Annotated in this window: 17 protein-coding genes; 9 read left to right on the top strand and 8 right to left on the bottom strand. The window is 33.2% G+C overall.

The window, feature by feature from the left end; genetic code table 11:
* Nucleotides 1-29: 29 nt before the first annotated feature.
* From QWY99_RS20725 to hemA, 5 genes are all read right to left on the bottom strand, one after another.
* The gene (locus QWY99_RS20725; protein WP_290267656.1) at nucleotides 30-404 is read right to left on the bottom strand and encodes a hypothetical protein; all 375 of its coding nucleotides are present in this window, start codon (nucleotides 402-404) and stop codon (nucleotides 30-32) included.
* A 100-nt stretch (nucleotides 405-504) separates the two neighbouring features.
* Nucleotides 505-1,530, bottom strand: a complete 1,026-nt coding sequence (gene hemE, locus QWY99_RS20720; protein ID WP_290267654.1) for a uroporphyrinogen decarboxylase — start codon at nucleotides 1,528-1,530, stop codon at nucleotides 505-507.
* 48 nt (nucleotides 1,531-1,578) lie between these two features.
* The gene (locus QWY99_RS20715; RefSeq protein WP_290267652.1) at nucleotides 1,579-2,244 is read right to left on the bottom strand and encodes a uroporphyrinogen-III synthase; all 666 of its coding nucleotides are present in this window, start codon (nucleotides 2,242-2,244) and stop codon (nucleotides 1,579-1,581) included.
* Entirely contained in the window at nucleotides 2,244-3,170 is a 927-nt protein-coding gene (gene hemC / locus QWY99_RS20710; RefSeq protein ID WP_290267650.1) for a hydroxymethylbilane synthase, read from the bottom strand. The genes QWY99_RS20715 and hemC overlap by 1 nt, the downstream gene beginning before the upstream one ends.
* Nucleotides 3,171-3,292: 122 nt before the next feature.
* Nucleotides 3,293-4,540 (bottom strand): glutamyl-tRNA reductase, encoded by a 1,248-nt coding sequence (gene hemA / locus QWY99_RS20705; protein WP_290267648.1) that lies wholly within the window; start codon nucleotides 4,538-4,540, stop codon nucleotides 3,293-3,295.
* 228 nt (nucleotides 4,541-4,768) lie between these two features.
* On the opposite strand from hemA, the gene QWY99_RS20700 reads away from it, so the two are divergent.
* The 7 genes from QWY99_RS20700 (at nucleotide 4,769) to QWY99_RS20670 (ending at nucleotide 11,348) form a co-directional block, all read left to right on the top strand.
* Nucleotides 4,769-5,641, top strand: coding sequence for a helix-turn-helix domain-containing protein (locus tag QWY99_RS20700; protein ID WP_290267646.1), 873 nt, complete (start codon nucleotides 4,769-4,771; stop codon nucleotides 5,639-5,641).
* Between the two features lie 148 nt (nucleotides 5,642-5,789).
* Nucleotides 5,790-6,809, top strand: a complete 1,020-nt coding sequence (gene hemH, locus QWY99_RS20695) for a ferrochelatase (protein WP_290267644.1) — start codon at nucleotides 5,790-5,792, stop codon at nucleotides 6,807-6,809.
* A 22-nt stretch (nucleotides 6,810-6,831) separates the two neighbouring features.
* The gene (locus tag QWY99_RS20690) at nucleotides 6,832-7,380 is read left to right on the top strand and encodes a CopD family protein (protein WP_129540224.1); all 549 of its coding nucleotides are present in this window, start codon (nucleotides 6,832-6,834) and stop codon (nucleotides 7,378-7,380) included.
* 75 nt (nucleotides 7,381-7,455) lie between these two features.
* Nucleotides 7,456-8,928 (top strand): ATP-binding protein, encoded by a 1,473-nt coding sequence (locus QWY99_RS20685; protein ID WP_379690424.1) that lies wholly within the window; start codon nucleotides 7,456-7,458, stop codon nucleotides 8,926-8,928.
* A 12-nt stretch (nucleotides 8,929-8,940) separates the two neighbouring features.
* On the top strand, nucleotides 8,941-9,723 hold the full coding sequence (locus tag QWY99_RS20680; RefSeq protein WP_290267642.1) for an enoyl-CoA hydratase/isomerase family protein: 783 nt from the start codon (nucleotides 8,941-8,943) through the stop codon (nucleotides 9,721-9,723).
* Nucleotides 9,724-10,377: 654 nt separating this feature from the next.
* Nucleotides 10,378-10,779 (top strand): hypothetical protein, encoded by a 402-nt coding sequence (locus tag QWY99_RS20675; protein WP_290267640.1) that lies wholly within the window; start codon nucleotides 10,378-10,380, stop codon nucleotides 10,777-10,779.
* Between the two features lie 83 nt (nucleotides 10,780-10,862).
* A complete protein-coding gene (locus QWY99_RS20670; RefSeq protein WP_290267639.1) occupies nucleotides 10,863-11,348 on the top strand; it encodes a hypothetical protein in 486 nt (161 codons plus the stop codon).
* Nucleotides 11,349-11,531: 183 nt separating this feature from the next.
* On the opposite strand, the gene QWY99_RS20665 is transcribed toward QWY99_RS20670, so the two are convergent.
* The 3 genes from QWY99_RS20665 to QWY99_RS20655 all read right to left on the bottom strand — a co-directional run bounded on the left by QWY99_RS20665 (nucleotide 11,532) and on the right by QWY99_RS20655 (nucleotide 14,050).
* Nucleotides 11,532-12,185 (bottom strand): HD domain-containing protein, encoded by a 654-nt coding sequence (locus QWY99_RS20665; RefSeq protein WP_290267637.1) that lies wholly within the window; start codon nucleotides 12,183-12,185, stop codon nucleotides 11,532-11,534.
* A 126-nt stretch (nucleotides 12,186-12,311) separates the two neighbouring features.
* Nucleotides 12,312-13,304, bottom strand: a complete 993-nt coding sequence (locus tag QWY99_RS20660) for an acyl-ACP desaturase (protein ID WP_290267635.1) — start codon at nucleotides 13,302-13,304, stop codon at nucleotides 12,312-12,314.
* Nucleotides 13,305-13,315: 11 nt separating this feature from the next.
* Nucleotides 13,316-14,050: a lysophospholipid acyltransferase family protein gene (locus QWY99_RS20655; protein WP_290267633.1), complete on the bottom strand. Its 735-nt coding sequence runs from the start codon at nucleotides 14,048-14,050 to the stop codon at nucleotides 13,316-13,318.
* 126 nt (nucleotides 14,051-14,176) lie between these two features.
* Here QWY99_RS20655 and rnpA point away from each other — a divergent pair, with 126 nt between their 5' ends.
* Both rnpA and QWY99_RS20645 read left to right on the top strand, forming a co-directional pair.
* Nucleotides 14,177-14,599 (top strand): ribonuclease P protein component, encoded by a 423-nt coding sequence (gene rnpA, locus QWY99_RS20650; protein ID WP_290267631.1) that lies wholly within the window; start codon nucleotides 14,177-14,179, stop codon nucleotides 14,597-14,599.
* Between the two features lie 98 nt (nucleotides 14,600-14,697).
* Complete coding sequence (locus QWY99_RS20645; protein ID WP_290267629.1) at nucleotides 14,698-16,335, top strand: S41 family peptidase; 1,638 nt, start codon at nucleotides 14,698-14,700, stop codon at nucleotides 16,333-16,335.
* Nucleotides 16,336-16,348 lie beyond the last annotated feature (13 nt).

Raw genomic sequence — 16,348 nt, 5'->3', positions numbered from 1 at the left:
CCAATTTTTAATTAATGCTATCTGTTGTTTTATTTTTTTGCAGCCGCTATTTTGCTAATAATTCCAAATGAAAAAGTCTTGCTTTCTTGCTGAACATATTGATAAACAGCAATTGCTTTCCCTGAAAAATCATAGTTTTCTACAATAGAAAATTTAACTAGAAAATCTCCAAATAATTCTAACTGATTCCAATCTAAATGACATCGAAGTAAAAGTGTAATTAAATCATTTTCATTTAGATTAACCAAACTATCGACACTCAATCCAAAGTTCTTAAGCTCATTATCAATAAGACTGGTGTCTTCGATATTCCAAAATTTAGGCAAAAAACCAATAGACATCAACACTTTTAGCGTATTATCAATTCGGGTACTTTCTTCGTCTCGTAATCCTTTGTTTAGCATATTTTTTAGTTTTCGATGGCATTACCGGTTAATAAATCGCGGTTTACTGTTGTCAATAATGAGAACTGTAAACCGCGACTAAATATATAGAAACTAAACTTTAGTTTCCGTATTCTTTTACAGCATCAATAAACGCTTTTGCATGATCTACAGGAATATGAGGTAAAATTCCGTGACCTAAATTTACGATATATTTGTCTTTTCCGAACTCATCAATCATTTCGTGTACCATTTTTTTAATGGTTGGAATTGGAGAAAGTAATCTCGATGGGTCAAAATTACCTTGTAAAGTAATATTTCCACCAGATAAGTAACGTGCATTTCTAGCAGTACAAGTCCAGTCTACTCCTAATGCCGAAGCACGACTTTGTCCCATTTCGCCTAAAGCAAACCAACATCCTTTTCCAAAAACAATAACTGGAGCGTGATCAGCCAAAGCTTCAACGATCTGGTTCATGTATTTCCATGAGAACTCTTGATAATCAACAGGAGAAAGCATTCCTCCCCAAGAATCAAAAATCTGAACAGCATCAACACCAGCTTTTACCTTTTCTTTTAAGTATAAAATCGTTGTGTCTGTAATTTTTTGTAACAATGTATGTGCAGCTGCCGGATTTGAAAAACAAAACCCTTTAGCAGTATCAAAACTTTTAGAACCTTTACCTTCTACTGCATAACAGAAGATTGTCCAAGGAGAACCAGCAAAACCAATCAAAGGCACCTCATCATTCAGCATTTCCTTTGTTAGTTTAATAGCATCCATAACGTAACCAAGGCTTTCTTGAATGTCTGGAATATACACTCTCTGAACATCCTGCATTGTACGAATAGGATTTGGTAAAAACGGACCAAAATTCTCTTTCATCAACACTTCAATACCCATTGCTTGAGGCACTACTAAGATATCCGAGAATAAAATTGCAGCATCTGGAGCAATACGACGAATTGGCTGTACAGTTATTTCTGCAGCTAATTCTGGAGTCTGACAACGAGTGAAAAAATCATATTTATCACGCAAAGCGATAAATTCTGGCAAGTATCTTCCTGCTTGACGCATCATCCAAACTGGTGGACGTTGAACTGTTTCTCCTTTTAGTGCTTTTAAAAATAAGTCGTTTTTTAACATTGTTTTTATTTTAGGTGCAAAGCCACAAAGTGACTGAGTTGCAAAGTTTTATTTATATTCGTTTAAAACATCTTCTATTACATCTTCAACAGTTTGATGATCGGCAATAATGATGTTTTTAGTAATTTTATCTAAAGCTTCTGCGGTGGTTTCTCCAATACAAAAGCATTTTTCATTCTTAATACTGTTCTCTTTCAAATAACTTTCAACTCCCGACGGACTAAAAAATAAAATTCCATCAACCGCATTATTTATTTTCTGAGGTGTTAAAGTAGTTTCATAAACTTTAATCTCGTTGTACTTAACTTTTGCCTCTTTTAAAGCATCTGGCAATGTATCACGGCGTAAATTACCACTGAAAAAAGTATAACTTTCGTTAGCATAAATTAGAGTGATTATCTCAGCCAAATCTGCTGCGTAACCAGTGTATGCAATTACATCAAAACCATTTTCTGCTAATAATGCTTTGGTTTTTAACCCAACACAAAATACCTTCTTTGTTTTTAATGCTTCAATATCTGAATATTCCAAAACACTATGAACAGCATTCTGACTTGTAAATATCAGATTATCGTTTATTTGATTTAATTCGAAAGGTGTTTTTTCTGTAGCAATAAAATCTGCTTCAACTACATTAAAGTTAGCATTAAGCAAATACTGCTTCTGATTGCTCAAAAGTGTTTTTGTAGATAATATTTGAATTGATTTTGCCATTATTTTTTTAAGCTTTCTTTAATCGTTTTCATTAATTCAGCTCCGCCATTTTCTAGGATTTCTTTTGCCATATTATATCCTAATTTCTTCCATTCTTCAATTGGAACGATCTTATCAATTTCCATTTTTACTTTTCCGTCAAGCGAAAACAAAGCTCCTTGAAAATGTAATGTATCTTCTTCGTCATTGTATTTTACTAAAGAACCTATCGGTGCAGTACAGCCTCCTTCTAAGGTTCTTAAAAACTGACGTTCGATATAGGTAACTATTTCTGTTTCAATATCATTAAGTTGTGTAAGCGCGTCCAATGCAAAATTATCGCTCTCCATTGCCACAACAACCATTGCCCCTTGAGCAGGTGCTGGAATCATCCAATCTAGATTGATATAATTTTCAGGCTTTAAACAAATTCTTTCTAGTCCAGCTGCTGCAAAAACAGCACCGCTCCAATCACTTGTATTTAATTTTTGCATGCGTGTATTTACGTTTCCACGTAAATCTACTACTTTATGATTTGGGTATTTATTTAACCATTGTGCTTGTCTTCGTAAACTTCCTGTTGCAATAGTACCTGACTCATTTAAGAAATCTAGATTTCCTTTATGAACTAAGATATCCAATGAGTTGGCTCTTTCTAAAACAGCCGCTTGAACAATACCTTTTGGCAAAGCAGTAGGAACGTCTTTCATAGAATGCACCGCGATATCTATCTCACCATTTATCATGGCAATATCTAAAGTTTTGGTAAAAATTCCAGTGATTCCAAGTTCGTAAAGTGGTTTATCAAGTATGATATCCCCTTGCGATTTAACCGCAATAATTTCAGTTTTATATCCTAAATCGTTTAATTTTTTCTCGACTGTATGTGCTTGCCAAAGAGCCAATTCGCTATCTCGGGTACCTATTCTGATAATTTTGTCTGCCATTTCTATTTTTTAAAACCAAGTTTAATCTTTTCAACCTTTAAGAAATCAAGGTTCATAAAAGTTTGGACTAAATGTTTTTTAAGTTAATTAAAGATTTTTTAATCTATCTTAATCCCTAATGGTTAGGAACTTATTTTGAATACTTTTTCAATCCATTCAATACTCTCATCTACCATTGTATCATCATCTTTTAAGTGATTTGCAAAATGAGTAGTAATTTTTTGAATGATTCTTGCGCTAATGATTTCAGCTTGTTCTTCGTTAAAATCAGCTATTTTTCTACTTTGAAAATCCAATTCTGAATTCTTTATTGCATTCAGTTTCTCTTTCAAAGCATTGATAGTTGGAGCAAATTTTCTTCCTTTTGTCCAGGTTACAAATTCTTCCTTAATTTCTTCGATGATTGCTTCAGCAGCAGGAATGTGTTTTTTACGATTCTCTAATGTTTCATCTGTTAACTGTGACAAGTAATCCATGTGAATTAATGTAACACCTTCTAGTTCTTCAACATTTTCATTCACATTCTTAGGAATCGATAAATCTAAAATCAATAATGGTTTTTTAAGATTTAGAATTGCTTTATCAACCGTAGGGTTTTGTGCACCTGTTGCAACAACGACAACATCGGCTTTTTGTAGTTCAAGATGTAGCTCTGAATAATCTTTTACAATAAGATTTAATTTTCCAGCTAGTTTCTCGGCCTTATCTTTAGTACGGTTAATTAAAGTAATATGTTCGTTTTTAGTATGTTTAACTAAATTCTCACAGGTATTTCTTCCAATTTTACCTGTACCGAATAACAAGATGTTTTTGTTACCGATATCTTCTACATTTTTTATGATATATTGAACCGATGCAAAAGATACCGAGGTGGCACCTGAACTTATTTCGGTTTCATTTTTGATTTTTTTACTAGCCTGAATCACTGCATTTACTAATCTTTCGATAAAAGTATTTGCTAAGCCAAAAGATTTAGACTGTGTGAAGCTATTTTTTATTTGAGCAATAATCTCGAAATCTCCTAGAATCTGACTATCTAAACCAGTTCCTACTCTAAAAAGGTGATTAATTGCTTCATGATTTTTATATACGAAACCCACTCTTTGAAATTCTTCGATAGAACCATTACTGTTTTCGCAAATCAATTTTATAAGTTGAAAAGGGTGCTCGGCAAAGCCGTATATTTCGGTACGATTACAAGTAGATGTAACTATTAAACTTTCAATTCCCTCATTTTTGGCTTGTTCTAGCAGGCGCAATTTTGCATCAGCGTCTAAACTAAACTTACCTCTAATCGCTGCATCAGCTTTTTTATAGCTCAGTCCAACTGAATAAAAATAGTGATGTTTCGATACGTTATTATTTTCCATAGATACCCTTATCATAAAAGTGCAACAAAATTATCATTATAGTATTTATAAAAGTAACGCTCAAAGTACTATTTGTGTCGCTATGTGTTTTTTTAATTCTAATTGGTTGTAATTCTGCAAAAAACGTTATTTTTGCAGCAAAATCAAGTCTTTCGAAATGTTTTATTTAGAGTTATTCTAAATAAGATTTTAGATTAACTTTCGTTTTTAACAAAAAAAAATATCGCTATGAGTTCTCAAGAAATTATAACAATTGAAGACGACTTTACGCTTATTCGTTTTCAGAATGACAGTTCGGAGGTATTTAATGCCCAGCGAGAAATCGGTAGTGGCTTGATACAGTTTCACTTTGGTATAAAAGGAAAAGCAAAATTCCTGTTCAATCAAGGCAATTATGCATTAGAATTACAAGAGGAGAAATCATTGCTTTTATACAATCCTCAAAAAGAATTGCCTCTTCATTTAGAGCTTGCTCCTAATTCTTGGGTGATATCTGTGATTGTTTCTATCAAAAAATTTCACGCTTTATTCTCTACCGAAGCCGATTATATCACTTTTTTAAGTGCCGATAACAAGGATAAAAAATATTATAACGAAGGAAAAATTAGTCCGTCGATGGCAATTGTTCTGAGTCAACTATTTCATTATAACCTACATCCTTCTATAAAAAACTTGTATTACAAGGGCAAAGGCTACGAGCTATTGAGCTTATACTTTAATAGAACCGAAGATCCAAATGCTGAACAATGTCCTTTCTTAATTGATGAAGACAATGTTTTAAAAATACGAAAAGCCAAAGAAATTATTATAGCCAATATGGCCGAACCGCCAGGATTACAAGAGTTGGCTGATGAAATAGGTTTGAATTTGAAAAAACTCAAAATGGGCTTTAAACAAATTTATGGCGATACTGTTTATGGCTTTTTATTTGATTACAAGATGGATTATGCCCGAAAATTGCTTGACAGCGGTTCTTATAATGTAAACGAAGTAGGTTTAAAAATAGGATATAGCACTGGAAGTCACTTTATTGCTGCTTTTAAAAAGAAATTTGCAACGACTCCCAAGAAATATTTGATGTCGATTAATACTAATGTATAAAAACAGTATCAGTTTTCTATATCAAACAATAATTAAAAAATAGTTAATCACAATTTATAAAAAAGCAAGAATCTATACTTTTGCCCAAAATCTCAACAAACTAACGCTTAAAGTCTAAAGCTTAAAGCCTAAAGCAATAAAAACAACAATGAAAGGTGTATTATTAGTAAATCTGGGTTCCCCCGAAAGTCCAACTCCAAAAGACGTAAAACCTTATTTAGATGAATTTTTAATGGATAAATACGTAATCGACGTTCCGTATTTATTGAGAGCATTATTAGTTCGTGGAATCATCTTAAGAAAAAGACCAGAAGAATCAGCACATGCTTACGAAAAAATTTGGTGGGACGAAGGTTCTCCTCTTGTAGTTATATCCGAAAGAATGCAAAAGAAAATACAACCATTAGTAGACATTCCAGTTGCTCTGGCAATGCGTTATGGTAGTATGACAATTGAAAAAGGACTTCAGGAATTACATGAACAAGGAGTTACCGAAGTATTACTTTTTCCTTTATATCCTCAATATGCAATGGCATCGACTTTAACAATTTTAGTTAAAGCGGAAGAAATTCGTAAAAAGAAATTCCCACAGATGACTTTTACTGATGTTCCTGCATTTTACAATAAACCTGATTATATTAAAAACCTTGCCGATTCTATCAAGAAGAATTTGGTTGGTTTTGATTACGATCACTTATTGTTTTCTTACCACGGAATTCCTGAGCGACATATTCGTAAAACTGATATAACTAAATCACATTGTAAAATCGATGGTTCTTGTTGTAACACAGCATCTCCTGCACATGACTTTTGTTACCGTCACCAATGTTACGAAACTACAAGGCAAGTCGTTAAATTATTAGGACTTCCTGCTGACAAATACAGTTTGACTTTCCAATCTCGATTGGCTGGTGATAAATGGCTTGAACCTTATACTGATGTTGAAATTGATAGAATGCCAGCAAAAGGAATTAAGAATCTTGCAGTGGTAACTCCTGCTTTTGTTTCAGATTGTTTAGAAACATTGGAAGAAATCGCTATGCGTGCCAAAGAGGATTTTGAAGCAAACGGCGGAGAAGAATTTTTATCTATTCCATGTTTGAATGATGATGATGAATGGTGTGAAACTGTTGGGAACTGGATTAAAGACTGGCAAAAGAAAAATTAGCAATCGCTTTTAGATACGTTTTATGGAATATTACAATTACCTAAAATCACTGCACCTCATCTTTGTAATCACTTGGTTTGCTGGGTTGTTTTACATTGTTCGTTTATTTGTTTATCAAATAGAAGCCAATGACAAGCCATCTCCTGAGAAAGAAATTTTACAAAAGCAATACAAAATAATGACCTACAGATTGTGGTACATTATCACTTGGCCATCAGCAGTGTTAGCAAGTATTTTTGCTTTTTGGATGTTGCTTTTTACCGATATCGGAAAGGCTTGGCTACAAATGCCTTGGATGCATGTGAAGCTTGGTTTCGTATTTTTATTATATTTATATCACGGAAAATGTCATCAGATATTCAAACAATTGCAAAATGACAATGTAAAATATACTACTAATTTCATGCGTTTATGGAATGAAGGAGCAACAATAATTTTGTTTGCTGTAGTGTTTTTGGTTGTTTTAAAAAATGCAATTAACTGGATTTATGGTGTTATCGGAATATTTTTATTTTCGGTTTTAATCATGCTCGGTTTTAAATTTTATAAAAGATTACGAGAGAAGAAATAAGTTCGCAGTCGCAGTTTTCAGTTTACAATAAGACTGAAAACTGTGACTGAATACCGAGACTGTAAACTAAAAAAAATGTTTAAGAACTTCAAAATGTCGATGCTTTCGTTGCGTGTTAGGATATTCCTTTCGATGATTGTATTGATTGTTGTGGCTTCGGTTTTACTAGCTTCGATTTCTATTATTCAATTTAAGAATGAAGCTAAAGAATACCATCAAGAACGGTTGGAACGCAAAGAAAATGCTGTAAAAGAACATATCAATTATGTTTTATCGACAACAACCTATCCTTTAAAAACAGCCAACTTAGATCTGATTTTTAAAGATAAAATTCATGAATTAGCCCAAATTCATAATATTGAAATCAACATTTATAGCCTTAAAGGAGAACTTCTAAAATCATCCAAAGAATCTTTTGCTGTTGATAAAGTTCCTCCTCCAATCCCTGAATACATCTTAAAACTGGTACGTTCTTCTATCGAGAAACGTTTTGTAGATATAAAAACTCAAGATGGCGTAAAAAACCGATCTTCTTATAGTTTAATCAAAGATGAAAAATTCAAGCCACTTGGGATTTTAAACTTACCATACATTGAAGATGACAGTTATTATGAAAATGAACTGAACACTTTCTTAATTCGTTTGGGGCAGGTTTATTCATTTATGCTTATTGTTGCATTTGCATTGGCTTACTTCCTATCAACATACATCACCAAATCATTAAAAACCATTTCGGATAAACTAAGCGAAACCAATCTGAATCAAAAAAACGAGAAGATTGTTTTAGAGGCCAGCAGCAAAGAGATTAACTTTTTGATAAAGTCTTACAACGGAATGGTGGAAAAGCTTGAAAAAAGCGCCATAAAACTAGCTCAAAGTGAACGTGAGGAAGCTTGGCGCGAAATGGCAAAACAAGTAGCACACGAAATTAAAAATCCGCTTACGCCAATGCGCCTGACGGTACAGAGTTATCAAAGAAAATTTGATCCTTTGGCTCCTGATGCAAAACAAAAACTGAATGATTACTCCGAAACATTAATTCAGCAAATTGATACTATGTCTGCTGTGGCTTCGGCTTTTTCAAATTTTGCTTCGATGCCTGCACAACAAAACGAAACATTAAATGTGGTTGAAGTTGTGGAACTTTCGTTGGATATCTTTAATGAAGAATATCTTGTGTTTGAAAGTGATGAAGAGGAAATTATTTCGAAAATGGATCGAACGCAACTCATCCGAATTATTACCAATTTGGTCAAAAATGCAACTCAAGCCATTCCTGAAATTCAAAACAATAAATCAATTCTAGTTACAGTAAAAAGGAAAGAAGACAATGTTGAAATTACTGTAAAAGACAACGGTATAGGTATTCAAAAGCAAGATATTGAACGTGTTTTTGAACCAAAGTTTACTACAAAAAATAGCGGAATGGGTCTTGGACTCGGAATTATAAAAAACATTATCGAAAATTATAAAGGAACAATTACCTTTGAAACAGAATACGGAAAAGGAACCACATTTACAGTAACATTACCAATCACAAACTCATAAAATAATAGTATTATGAACTACGAAAATATACTAATCTCAATCGAAGAGAAAATTGCAACAGTTACTATTAATCGTCCGACTAAGCTTAATGCTTTAAACAAAAAGACTATTAATGATCTACAAAAAGCTTTTAAACTATTAGGAAAAAACAATGATGTTCGTGTAATTGTTTTAACTGGAAGTGGCGAAAAAGCATTTGTTGCTGGTGCTGATATTTCTGAATTTGCTAATTATACTATCGAAGAAGGAACTGCTTTAGCTGCTGAAGGTCAGGAGAAGTTATTTGATTTTATCGAAAATCTAAAGAAACCTGTCATCGCTGCTGTTAATGGTTTTGCTCTTGGGGGCGGATTAGAATTAGCAATGGCTTGTCATTTTAGAATCGCTTCTGATAATGCTAAAATGGGATTACCTGAAGTTTCATTGGGGCTTATTCCTGGATATGGAGGAACGCAACGTTTACCACAACTTATTGGTAAAGGCCGCGCAATGGAAATGATCATGACTGCAGGAATGCTGAACGCTGAAGAAGCTAAAGAATACGGATTGGTTAATCACGTAGTTCCTCAGGCTGAACTTATTTCTTATTGCAATACTATTGCTGAAAAGATTATTAAGAATGCTCCAATCGCTATTTCTAAAGCAATTAAAGCTATAAATGCTAATTATAAAGATGGAAAAAATGGTTATGAAGTCGAAATAAAGTCTTTCGGTAAATGCTTTGGAACTAAAGATTTTATCGAAGGAACTACTGCATTTTTAGAAAAAAGAAAAGCAGTTTTTACAGGAAAATAGAGTTTTTTTACTGGCAGGCATTGCGTAAAAGGAGATAGATTTTTTACCGCAAGGGTCGCAAAGATTTTCGCAAAGTTCGCAAAGATTTGTCTATATTTTTTTCTTAGTGCATTGATAAAAGGACATAGAAATTTTACCGCAAGGGTCGCTAGGATTTTCGCAAAGTTCGCAAAGCTTTATCTATATTTTTTTTCCTAGCGTACTTTGCGAAAAACTTTGCGAACTTTGCGGTTAAATTAACGGTTAAATCAAAAACAACGAAAAAGCTTTGTCTAGATTTTTCTTAGCGTATTGCGCAAAAGGAGATAGATTTTTTACCGCTAGGGTCGCTAGGGTTTTCGCAAAGTTCGCAAAGCTTTATCTGTATTTTTTTCTTAGCGCACTTTGCGAAAAACTTTGCGAACTTTGCGGTTAAATTAACGGTTAAATCAAAATAACGAAAAGCTTATCTGTTTTTTCCTTGCGTACTTTGCGAAAAACTTTGCGAACTTTGCGGTTAAATTAACGGTTAAATCAAAAATAACGAAAAGCTTTGTCTTTTTTTCCTTGCGTACTTTGCGAAAAACTTTGCGAACTTTGCGGTTAAAACAAAACTTATCTTTTTTTTCCTAGCGAAATTTACGCTTAAACAAATTATAATATTAAAACAACATTATGTCTTACGAACCCATATTAAACGAATTTTGGCAAAAAGTAAAAGAGAGTATCCTAAACGGAACTTTTGCTAAACTAACATTGGCCAAAACAATAGGCGACACTGAGCTAAAAAACATATATTTTCGACTTGTTATCAACGAAAATGACACTTACGGTGTATCGCTGACTTCACGTTACAAAACGGAAGAAATAGAAACTTTTCATACACTTGAAGAAGCTTTTATTGTGTTAGCTCCTTACATCAAAAATCCTTTCTTAACCGCTTTATTATTTACAACCGACGCAGATATTACTTTTAAAGTGAACAAAAAAAATGTGGGGAGTATTATTGAACAAGCACCTACTTTTAAGAATGCATCTCCTGTAATGCTAGAGATGATCGAAAAAGGCATTGTATAAATTATCCTTTAAAATAAATTAACCCATAAATCCCCATGATGAAAACTACCGTAATCTCTTTATTTTTAACAGCTTCTCTTTTTATGAGTACTACAATTTTTGCTCAAACCAAGATGAAAGAGTATAAAGCTGGACATACCTTTAACATAAGCATTCCTGATTACATGAATAAAACTGCTGACTTAAACAGTTCTGCAGCAATACAATATAAAAACGAAGTAAAAGACATTTACGGAATCGTTATTTTTGACACTAAGGAAGAATTAGGACTTCTTGATATGAATTACACATCTGTTAATGAGTTTTATGAAGAGTTCATTAAAGATTTTCTAAAAGATGAAGAAAAAAGAACCGTGTCTAAACCTAAATCTACAAAAAAAGGAGACATTAATTTCATAGAAGCTGATGCTAGCTATTTTGACAAAGAAATAAACAATGAGATTTACTACTTTGTTGGAATCGTAGAAACAAAAAACACTTTCTACAAAGTCTTATCTTGGTCTTCTTTAGCAAATAAAGAGAAATACAAAGCTGATTTTCAAAAAATACTTTATAGTCTAAAAGAATAAAAAAAAAGAGCCAAAGTTTAATCGATAAACTTTGGCTCTCTTTTTTTCAGAAACACATTGCAAGCACTGAAAACTTAAATTGTCCTTCGACTCCGCACAGGATGACACTAAGACTGAAAACTGAGACTGCCACTGAAAACTGTGACTGAAAACTGTGACTGAGACTGAAACCGAGACTAAAAACTACTTCACCCCTTCCCATTCAGCATAAAATTGCGAAAGGAATTTTTCCATAAACAAATGTCTTTCAGCGGCAATTTGCTTACCAGTATCGGTATTCATTTTATCTTTTAACAACAACAATTTTTCATAAAAATGATTTATTGTTGGTGCATTGTTATTCTTATATTCTTCTTTAGTCATATTTGTTATTGGAGCAATACTAGGATCATGAAGTTTTCTATCCTTAAACCCTCCATAATTAAATGCCCTCGCCACTCCAATGGCACCAATAGCATCTAAACGATCTGCATCTTGTACGATATCTAATTCCACAGAGCTAAACTTCTTTTCAAAATTCCCTCCTTTATAAGATATGTTTTCGATGATATTTACAACATGAGCTATAACGTCTTCAGAAACATTTTCAGACTCTAAAAACAAACGGGCTGTTTTAGGCCCTATGGTCTCATCTCCGTTATGAAACTTACTATCGGCAATATCATGTAGCAAAGCACCCAATTTAACCACTGTAACATCACAAGGCGTGTTTTTAGCGATTAAAAGTGCGTTTTTATATACACGCTCAATATGAAACCAATCATGTCCACCTTCGGCATTATTCAGTTTCTCTTTTACAAAAGTGATGGTCTTATTAATAATCTCGTTGTGAATCATGGTTTTTATTTGAAAAAAAAATGTTGATTGAGAGATCCTGTTTAAAGACCTCAACAATCAACATATATTAGTTATTTGTTAAATTCAATTTTATATGAAATTTAAAGCTTTATGGGAATCTGTATGTTACAGTCTAGCTGGTTCAACCCATTTAAAGATATGTGACTCTTGAGGAATAACTAATCTTTCAGAAATTTTAGCCATTCTTCCAGGTAATTTCATCAAGTAATCACGTGCTTTTTCAGCTTCATCTGTTAGCCCACCGATTTTATCAATTTCCCATTTATCGATTAACTTTTGCATGATATCAACATAATCATTAGCAGTGTAAACACCAATACGTTGTGCTGAATCAGAAAATTGTTCGAAAGCAGAACTTATTTTTTGTCCAGATTCTCTCAAGAAATGCGCAGGCATAACGATTTTTGCTTTCATCATATATTGAAAAGCAAGCATCATTTCGCTAGGATCTACTTGAAAAATACGGTTAACAAATTCGCTGTAAGCATGATGATGGCGCATTTCGTCACCAGCAATCATTTTACACATCTTAGACAGTTTATTATCTCCATACTTCTTAGCCATTTGTGCTACTCTGTTATGAGAAACATACGTTGCTAATTCTTGAAAACTTGTATAAACAAAGTTTTTATATGGATCACTTCCAGTTCCAATATCAAAACCATCGTTGATTAAATGCTGTGTAGTCATTTCTATTTCGCGCATGTTTACACGACCAGACAAGTACAAATATTTATTTAGTAAATCACCGTGACGATTTTCTTCACCTGTCCACTGTCTGATCCATTTAGACCATCCGTTTCCACCGTTTTCTACTTGATTAATACCTTCCACATCCATTAACCATGATTCATAAGTAGGCAAAGCCTCTTCAGTAATGGTATCTCCAACTAAAGTTACCCAGAAATCATAAGGTAAATCTTTAGCAATTTCACGTAGCTCTTTTACCTCATCAAAAAAAGTATCACTTTCTGAGTTAGGTAAAAAATCTGACGGCTGCCAAATTTTCTCAACAGGTATCAAATACTGTTCAACGAAGCTGTCTACGTTTTTCTCTAAAAACTGCATTACTTCTAATCGAATGTTTTTTATTGACATTTTATAATAATTTAAATTTTAATTCCTTCTACTACAGCCTTTTCCGACTTCTCCATTATCGTTGCAAAATCATAATCTTTAACTGCCAACGGTTTATGAATGGTAAAGGTAAGGTGATTTCCTAAACCCACAGGAAAAAAGCCATATCTCACCATTTTCCATGAGTTATTAATACTAACAGGTACAACATATGCTGATGGCGCATATTTGCATAATATTTTTAAACCGCTTTGTGCAAATTCCTTTGGTTTCCCGGTTTTACTTCGAGTCCCTTCGGGGAAAATAACAGCTGAACGTTTGTATTTTTCTATATATTCAGACAATCCTTTGATTGTTGGAATGGCTTGCTTAGGGTCTTTTCTGTCAATAAGAACAGATCCTCCATGACGTAAATTATAAGACACACTTGGTATTCCTGAACCTAACTCCTTCTTGCTTACAAATTTACAATGAAAACGACGTAAATACCAAATCATTGCCACAATATCATACATACTTTGGTGATTTGAAACAAAAATAAGAGGAACTCCCTCAGGAATTAGTTCCCTATTCTCAAATTTATACGTTGTTCCTATAATATTGGTGCATTTTACCAAGAAGAAATTAAGGTAATCAACACTTTTTTTATGTGCTTGGTAGCCAAAAACATTAAAACAGATCCATTGTATTGGATGGAAAATTGCTAAGCAAAATCCAAAACACAAATAATAAACAACGGATATGGGATACGAAATTAGTTTTTGCATGCTTAAAAAATTAGCTGCAAAAGTAATAAATATATTTTTAGCTCTAAATAAATCGTAAATAATAATAGGTTTGTTGTTAAATTGTACCTTTGTTGCATAATTCATAGTATTTTCCTAAAACAAAAGATGAGCTTTACTTACCCAAAAAACGAACGCCTTAAAAGCAAAACAATAATTGGACTACTTTTTTCTGAAGGGAAATCAGTGTCTAAATATCCGTTGCGATTGGTTTATTACTCAGGCCCTTTGGAGGAAAATCAGCAAATAAAAGTGGGCGTTTCGGTATCCAAAAAATATTTCAAAAAAGCCGTTGATCGCAATTACTTCAAACGTGTTTTGCGCGAAACGTACCGTTTAAACAAACATATTCTACTTGATAATTTAGACAAGCCATATTCGTTTATGCTCTTTTATCAAACAAAAGACAGGTTGTCTTATCAAGAAATCAATACTAAGACCATTCAATTGTTTGAAAAATTTCTACTTCAAGTAAACCCAAAACCCGAAACGGAAGCTGAAACAGATTTACAAAACGATACCATTCAATAATATTTTGACTTCATAAATCGTGTTTCCCAATAGACACGTGTTAATGTTGCTGAATTATTCTTATTTTAGTACTCTGAAATTAAAGATAAATCACAAACATGGTCACGTTTTTCAAAAAAAAATTCATCATTCCTGTCGCTGCAGCAGGATTTTTATTCGTTGGAACTAGTTTCAAAGATGACTTCTTCGAAATTGCTAAGCAAATAGAAATCTTCACTACCTTATTTAAAGCAGTCAACACCAATTATGTAGACGAAACCAATCCTGGTGATTTAATGGATAAAGCCGTTAAAAGCATGTTGGCGAGTTTAGATCCTTACACGGTTTACTTTAACGAACAAGATGTCATCAATTTTAAAATCAATAATAGCGGAGAATATACTGGTATTGGTGCTATGATTACTCGTAAAGCTGATCGTTTAATTATAAAAGAACAATACAAAGATTATCCTGCCGATAAAGCGGGACTTAAAGCTGGTGACGAAATTATTCAGATTGGCGATGTGCTAATTGCTGATTTTAAAGATGATGCTTCGCAATTGCTAAAAGGAGCTAAAAACACTAAAATCGCTATTAAATATCTTCGTCAAGGAAAAACCAATACTACTACTATTGTTCTGGATGAAATTGATATCAAATCGGTTCCTTTCTTCGGAATGATTGACTCTAAAACCGGATATATTGTTTTGGCTCATTTTAACCGTAAAGCTTCTGCAGAAACTCAAAGTGCTTTGGAGCAACTTAAACGTGATGGAGCTACCCAGATTGTTTTGGATTTGAGAGGAAATCCGGGTGGTCTTCTTAATGAGGCTGTGAATATTTGCAACCTTTTTGTGCCAAAAAATGAGGTTATCGTTACTACGAAATCAAGAATCGAAAAACACAACAACACATACAAAACAACTAAAGAACCAATAGATACACAAATTCCGTTAGCAATTTTAGTCAATGGAAGAAGTGCTTCGGCATCCGAGATTGTCTCAGGGGCACTGCAAGATTTAGATCGTGCTGTTGTTCTTGGAAGTCGTAGTTTTGGAAAAGGACTGGTTCAACGCTCTGTTGATCTTACTTATGGAACTCAGTTAAAAGTAACTATATCACGCTATTACACTCCTTCTGGAAGATGTATTCAAGCATTAGACTATGCTCATAAAGACAAAAATGGTGTTGCTATAAAAACGGATGCTAAAAACTTTAATGCTTTTAAGACCCGAAAAGGAAGAACGGTTTATGATGGTGGTGGAGTTATGCCTGATATTGAATTAGCAGAGGCTAACTTGAGCGCTATCACTAATGCTTTATTAAAAAACGATGGTATTTTTGATTATGCGACGACTTACTATTATAAAAATCCAAATCTAGGAACTCAAATTCCGAACTTAACAGATGCTGATTATAGTAGCTTCAAGCAATTTTTAAAAACGAACCAAATTACTTTTGATACCGAAACTGAAGTAGCACTGAAAAAAACATTGGCTGCTGCCAAAAAAGAAAAAATAGACGAGACTATTACTACCGAATACCAACAATTACTGAATGCTCTTGAGAAAAGTGAAACTACTTTGCTTGACAAAAACCAAAAAGAGATCAAAAATTTGATTTTAGAAGAGTTAATAAAGAGGTACCAATATCAGGAAGGTTTGTATCAATACTACATTAAAAACAACGCTGAAATTAAAAAAGCAGTTGGTGTTTTAAACAATCAAACAGAATATAAATCAATATTAAAGATGTAAGTTATCTTTTAAG

The organism is Flavobacterium branchiarum, assembly GCF_030409845.1.
GTDB classification, from domain to species: Bacteria; Bacteroidota; Bacteroidia; order Flavobacteriales; family Flavobacteriaceae; genus Flavobacterium; species Flavobacterium branchiarum.
This window is presented reverse-complemented; position numbering and strand designations above follow the sequence as displayed.

Coding starts and splice junctions, on each gene's coding strand:
- QWY99_RS20725 (WP_290267656.1), bottom strand. CDS start 404: ATGCTAAACAAAGGATTACGAGACGAAGAAAGTACCCGAATTGATAAT.
- hemE (WP_290267654.1), bottom strand. CDS start 1,530: ATGTTAAAAAACGACTTATTTTTAAAAGCACTAAAAGGAGAAACAGTT.
- QWY99_RS20715 (WP_290267652.1), bottom strand. CDS start 2,244: ATGGCAAAATCAATTCAAATATTATCTACAAAAACACTTTTGAGCAAT.
- hemC (WP_290267650.1), bottom strand. CDS start 3,170: ATGGCAGACAAAATTATCAGAATAGGTACCCGAGATAGCGAATTGGCT.
- hemA (WP_290267648.1), bottom strand. CDS start 4,540: ATGGAAAATAATAACGTATCGAAACATCACTATTTTTATTCAGTTGGA.
- QWY99_RS20700 (WP_290267646.1), top strand. CDS start 4,769: ATGAGTTCTCAAGAAATTATAACAATTGAAGACGACTTTACGCTTATT.
- hemH (WP_290267644.1), top strand. CDS start 5,790: ATGAAAGGTGTATTATTAGTAAATCTGGGTTCCCCCGAAAGTCCAACT.
- QWY99_RS20690 (WP_129540224.1), top strand. CDS start 6,832: ATGGAATATTACAATTACCTAAAATCACTGCACCTCATCTTTGTAATC.
- QWY99_RS20685 (WP_379690424.1), top strand. CDS start 7,456: ATGTTTAAGAACTTCAAAATGTCGATGCTTTCGTTGCGTGTTAGGATA.
- QWY99_RS20680 (WP_290267642.1), top strand. CDS start 8,941: ATGAACTACGAAAATATACTAATCTCAATCGAAGAGAAAATTGCAACA.
- QWY99_RS20675 (WP_290267640.1), top strand. CDS start 10,378: ATGTCTTACGAACCCATATTAAACGAATTTTGGCAAAAAGTAAAAGAG.
- QWY99_RS20670 (WP_290267639.1), top strand. CDS start 10,863: ATGAGTACTACAATTTTTGCTCAAACCAAGATGAAAGAGTATAAAGCT.
- QWY99_RS20665 (WP_290267637.1), bottom strand. CDS start 12,185: ATGATTCACAACGAGATTATTAATAAGACCATCACTTTTGTAAAAGAG.
- QWY99_RS20660 (WP_290267635.1), bottom strand. CDS start 13,304: ATGTCAATAAAAAACATTCGATTAGAAGTAATGCAGTTTTTAGAGAAA.
- QWY99_RS20655 (WP_290267633.1), bottom strand. CDS start 14,050: ATGCAAAAACTAATTTCGTATCCCATATCCGTTGTTTATTATTTGTGT.
- rnpA (WP_290267631.1), top strand. CDS start 14,177: ATGAGCTTTACTTACCCAAAAAACGAACGCCTTAAAAGCAAAACAATA.
- QWY99_RS20645 (WP_290267629.1), top strand. CDS start 14,698: ATGGTCACGTTTTTCAAAAAAAAATTCATCATTCCTGTCGCTGCAGCA.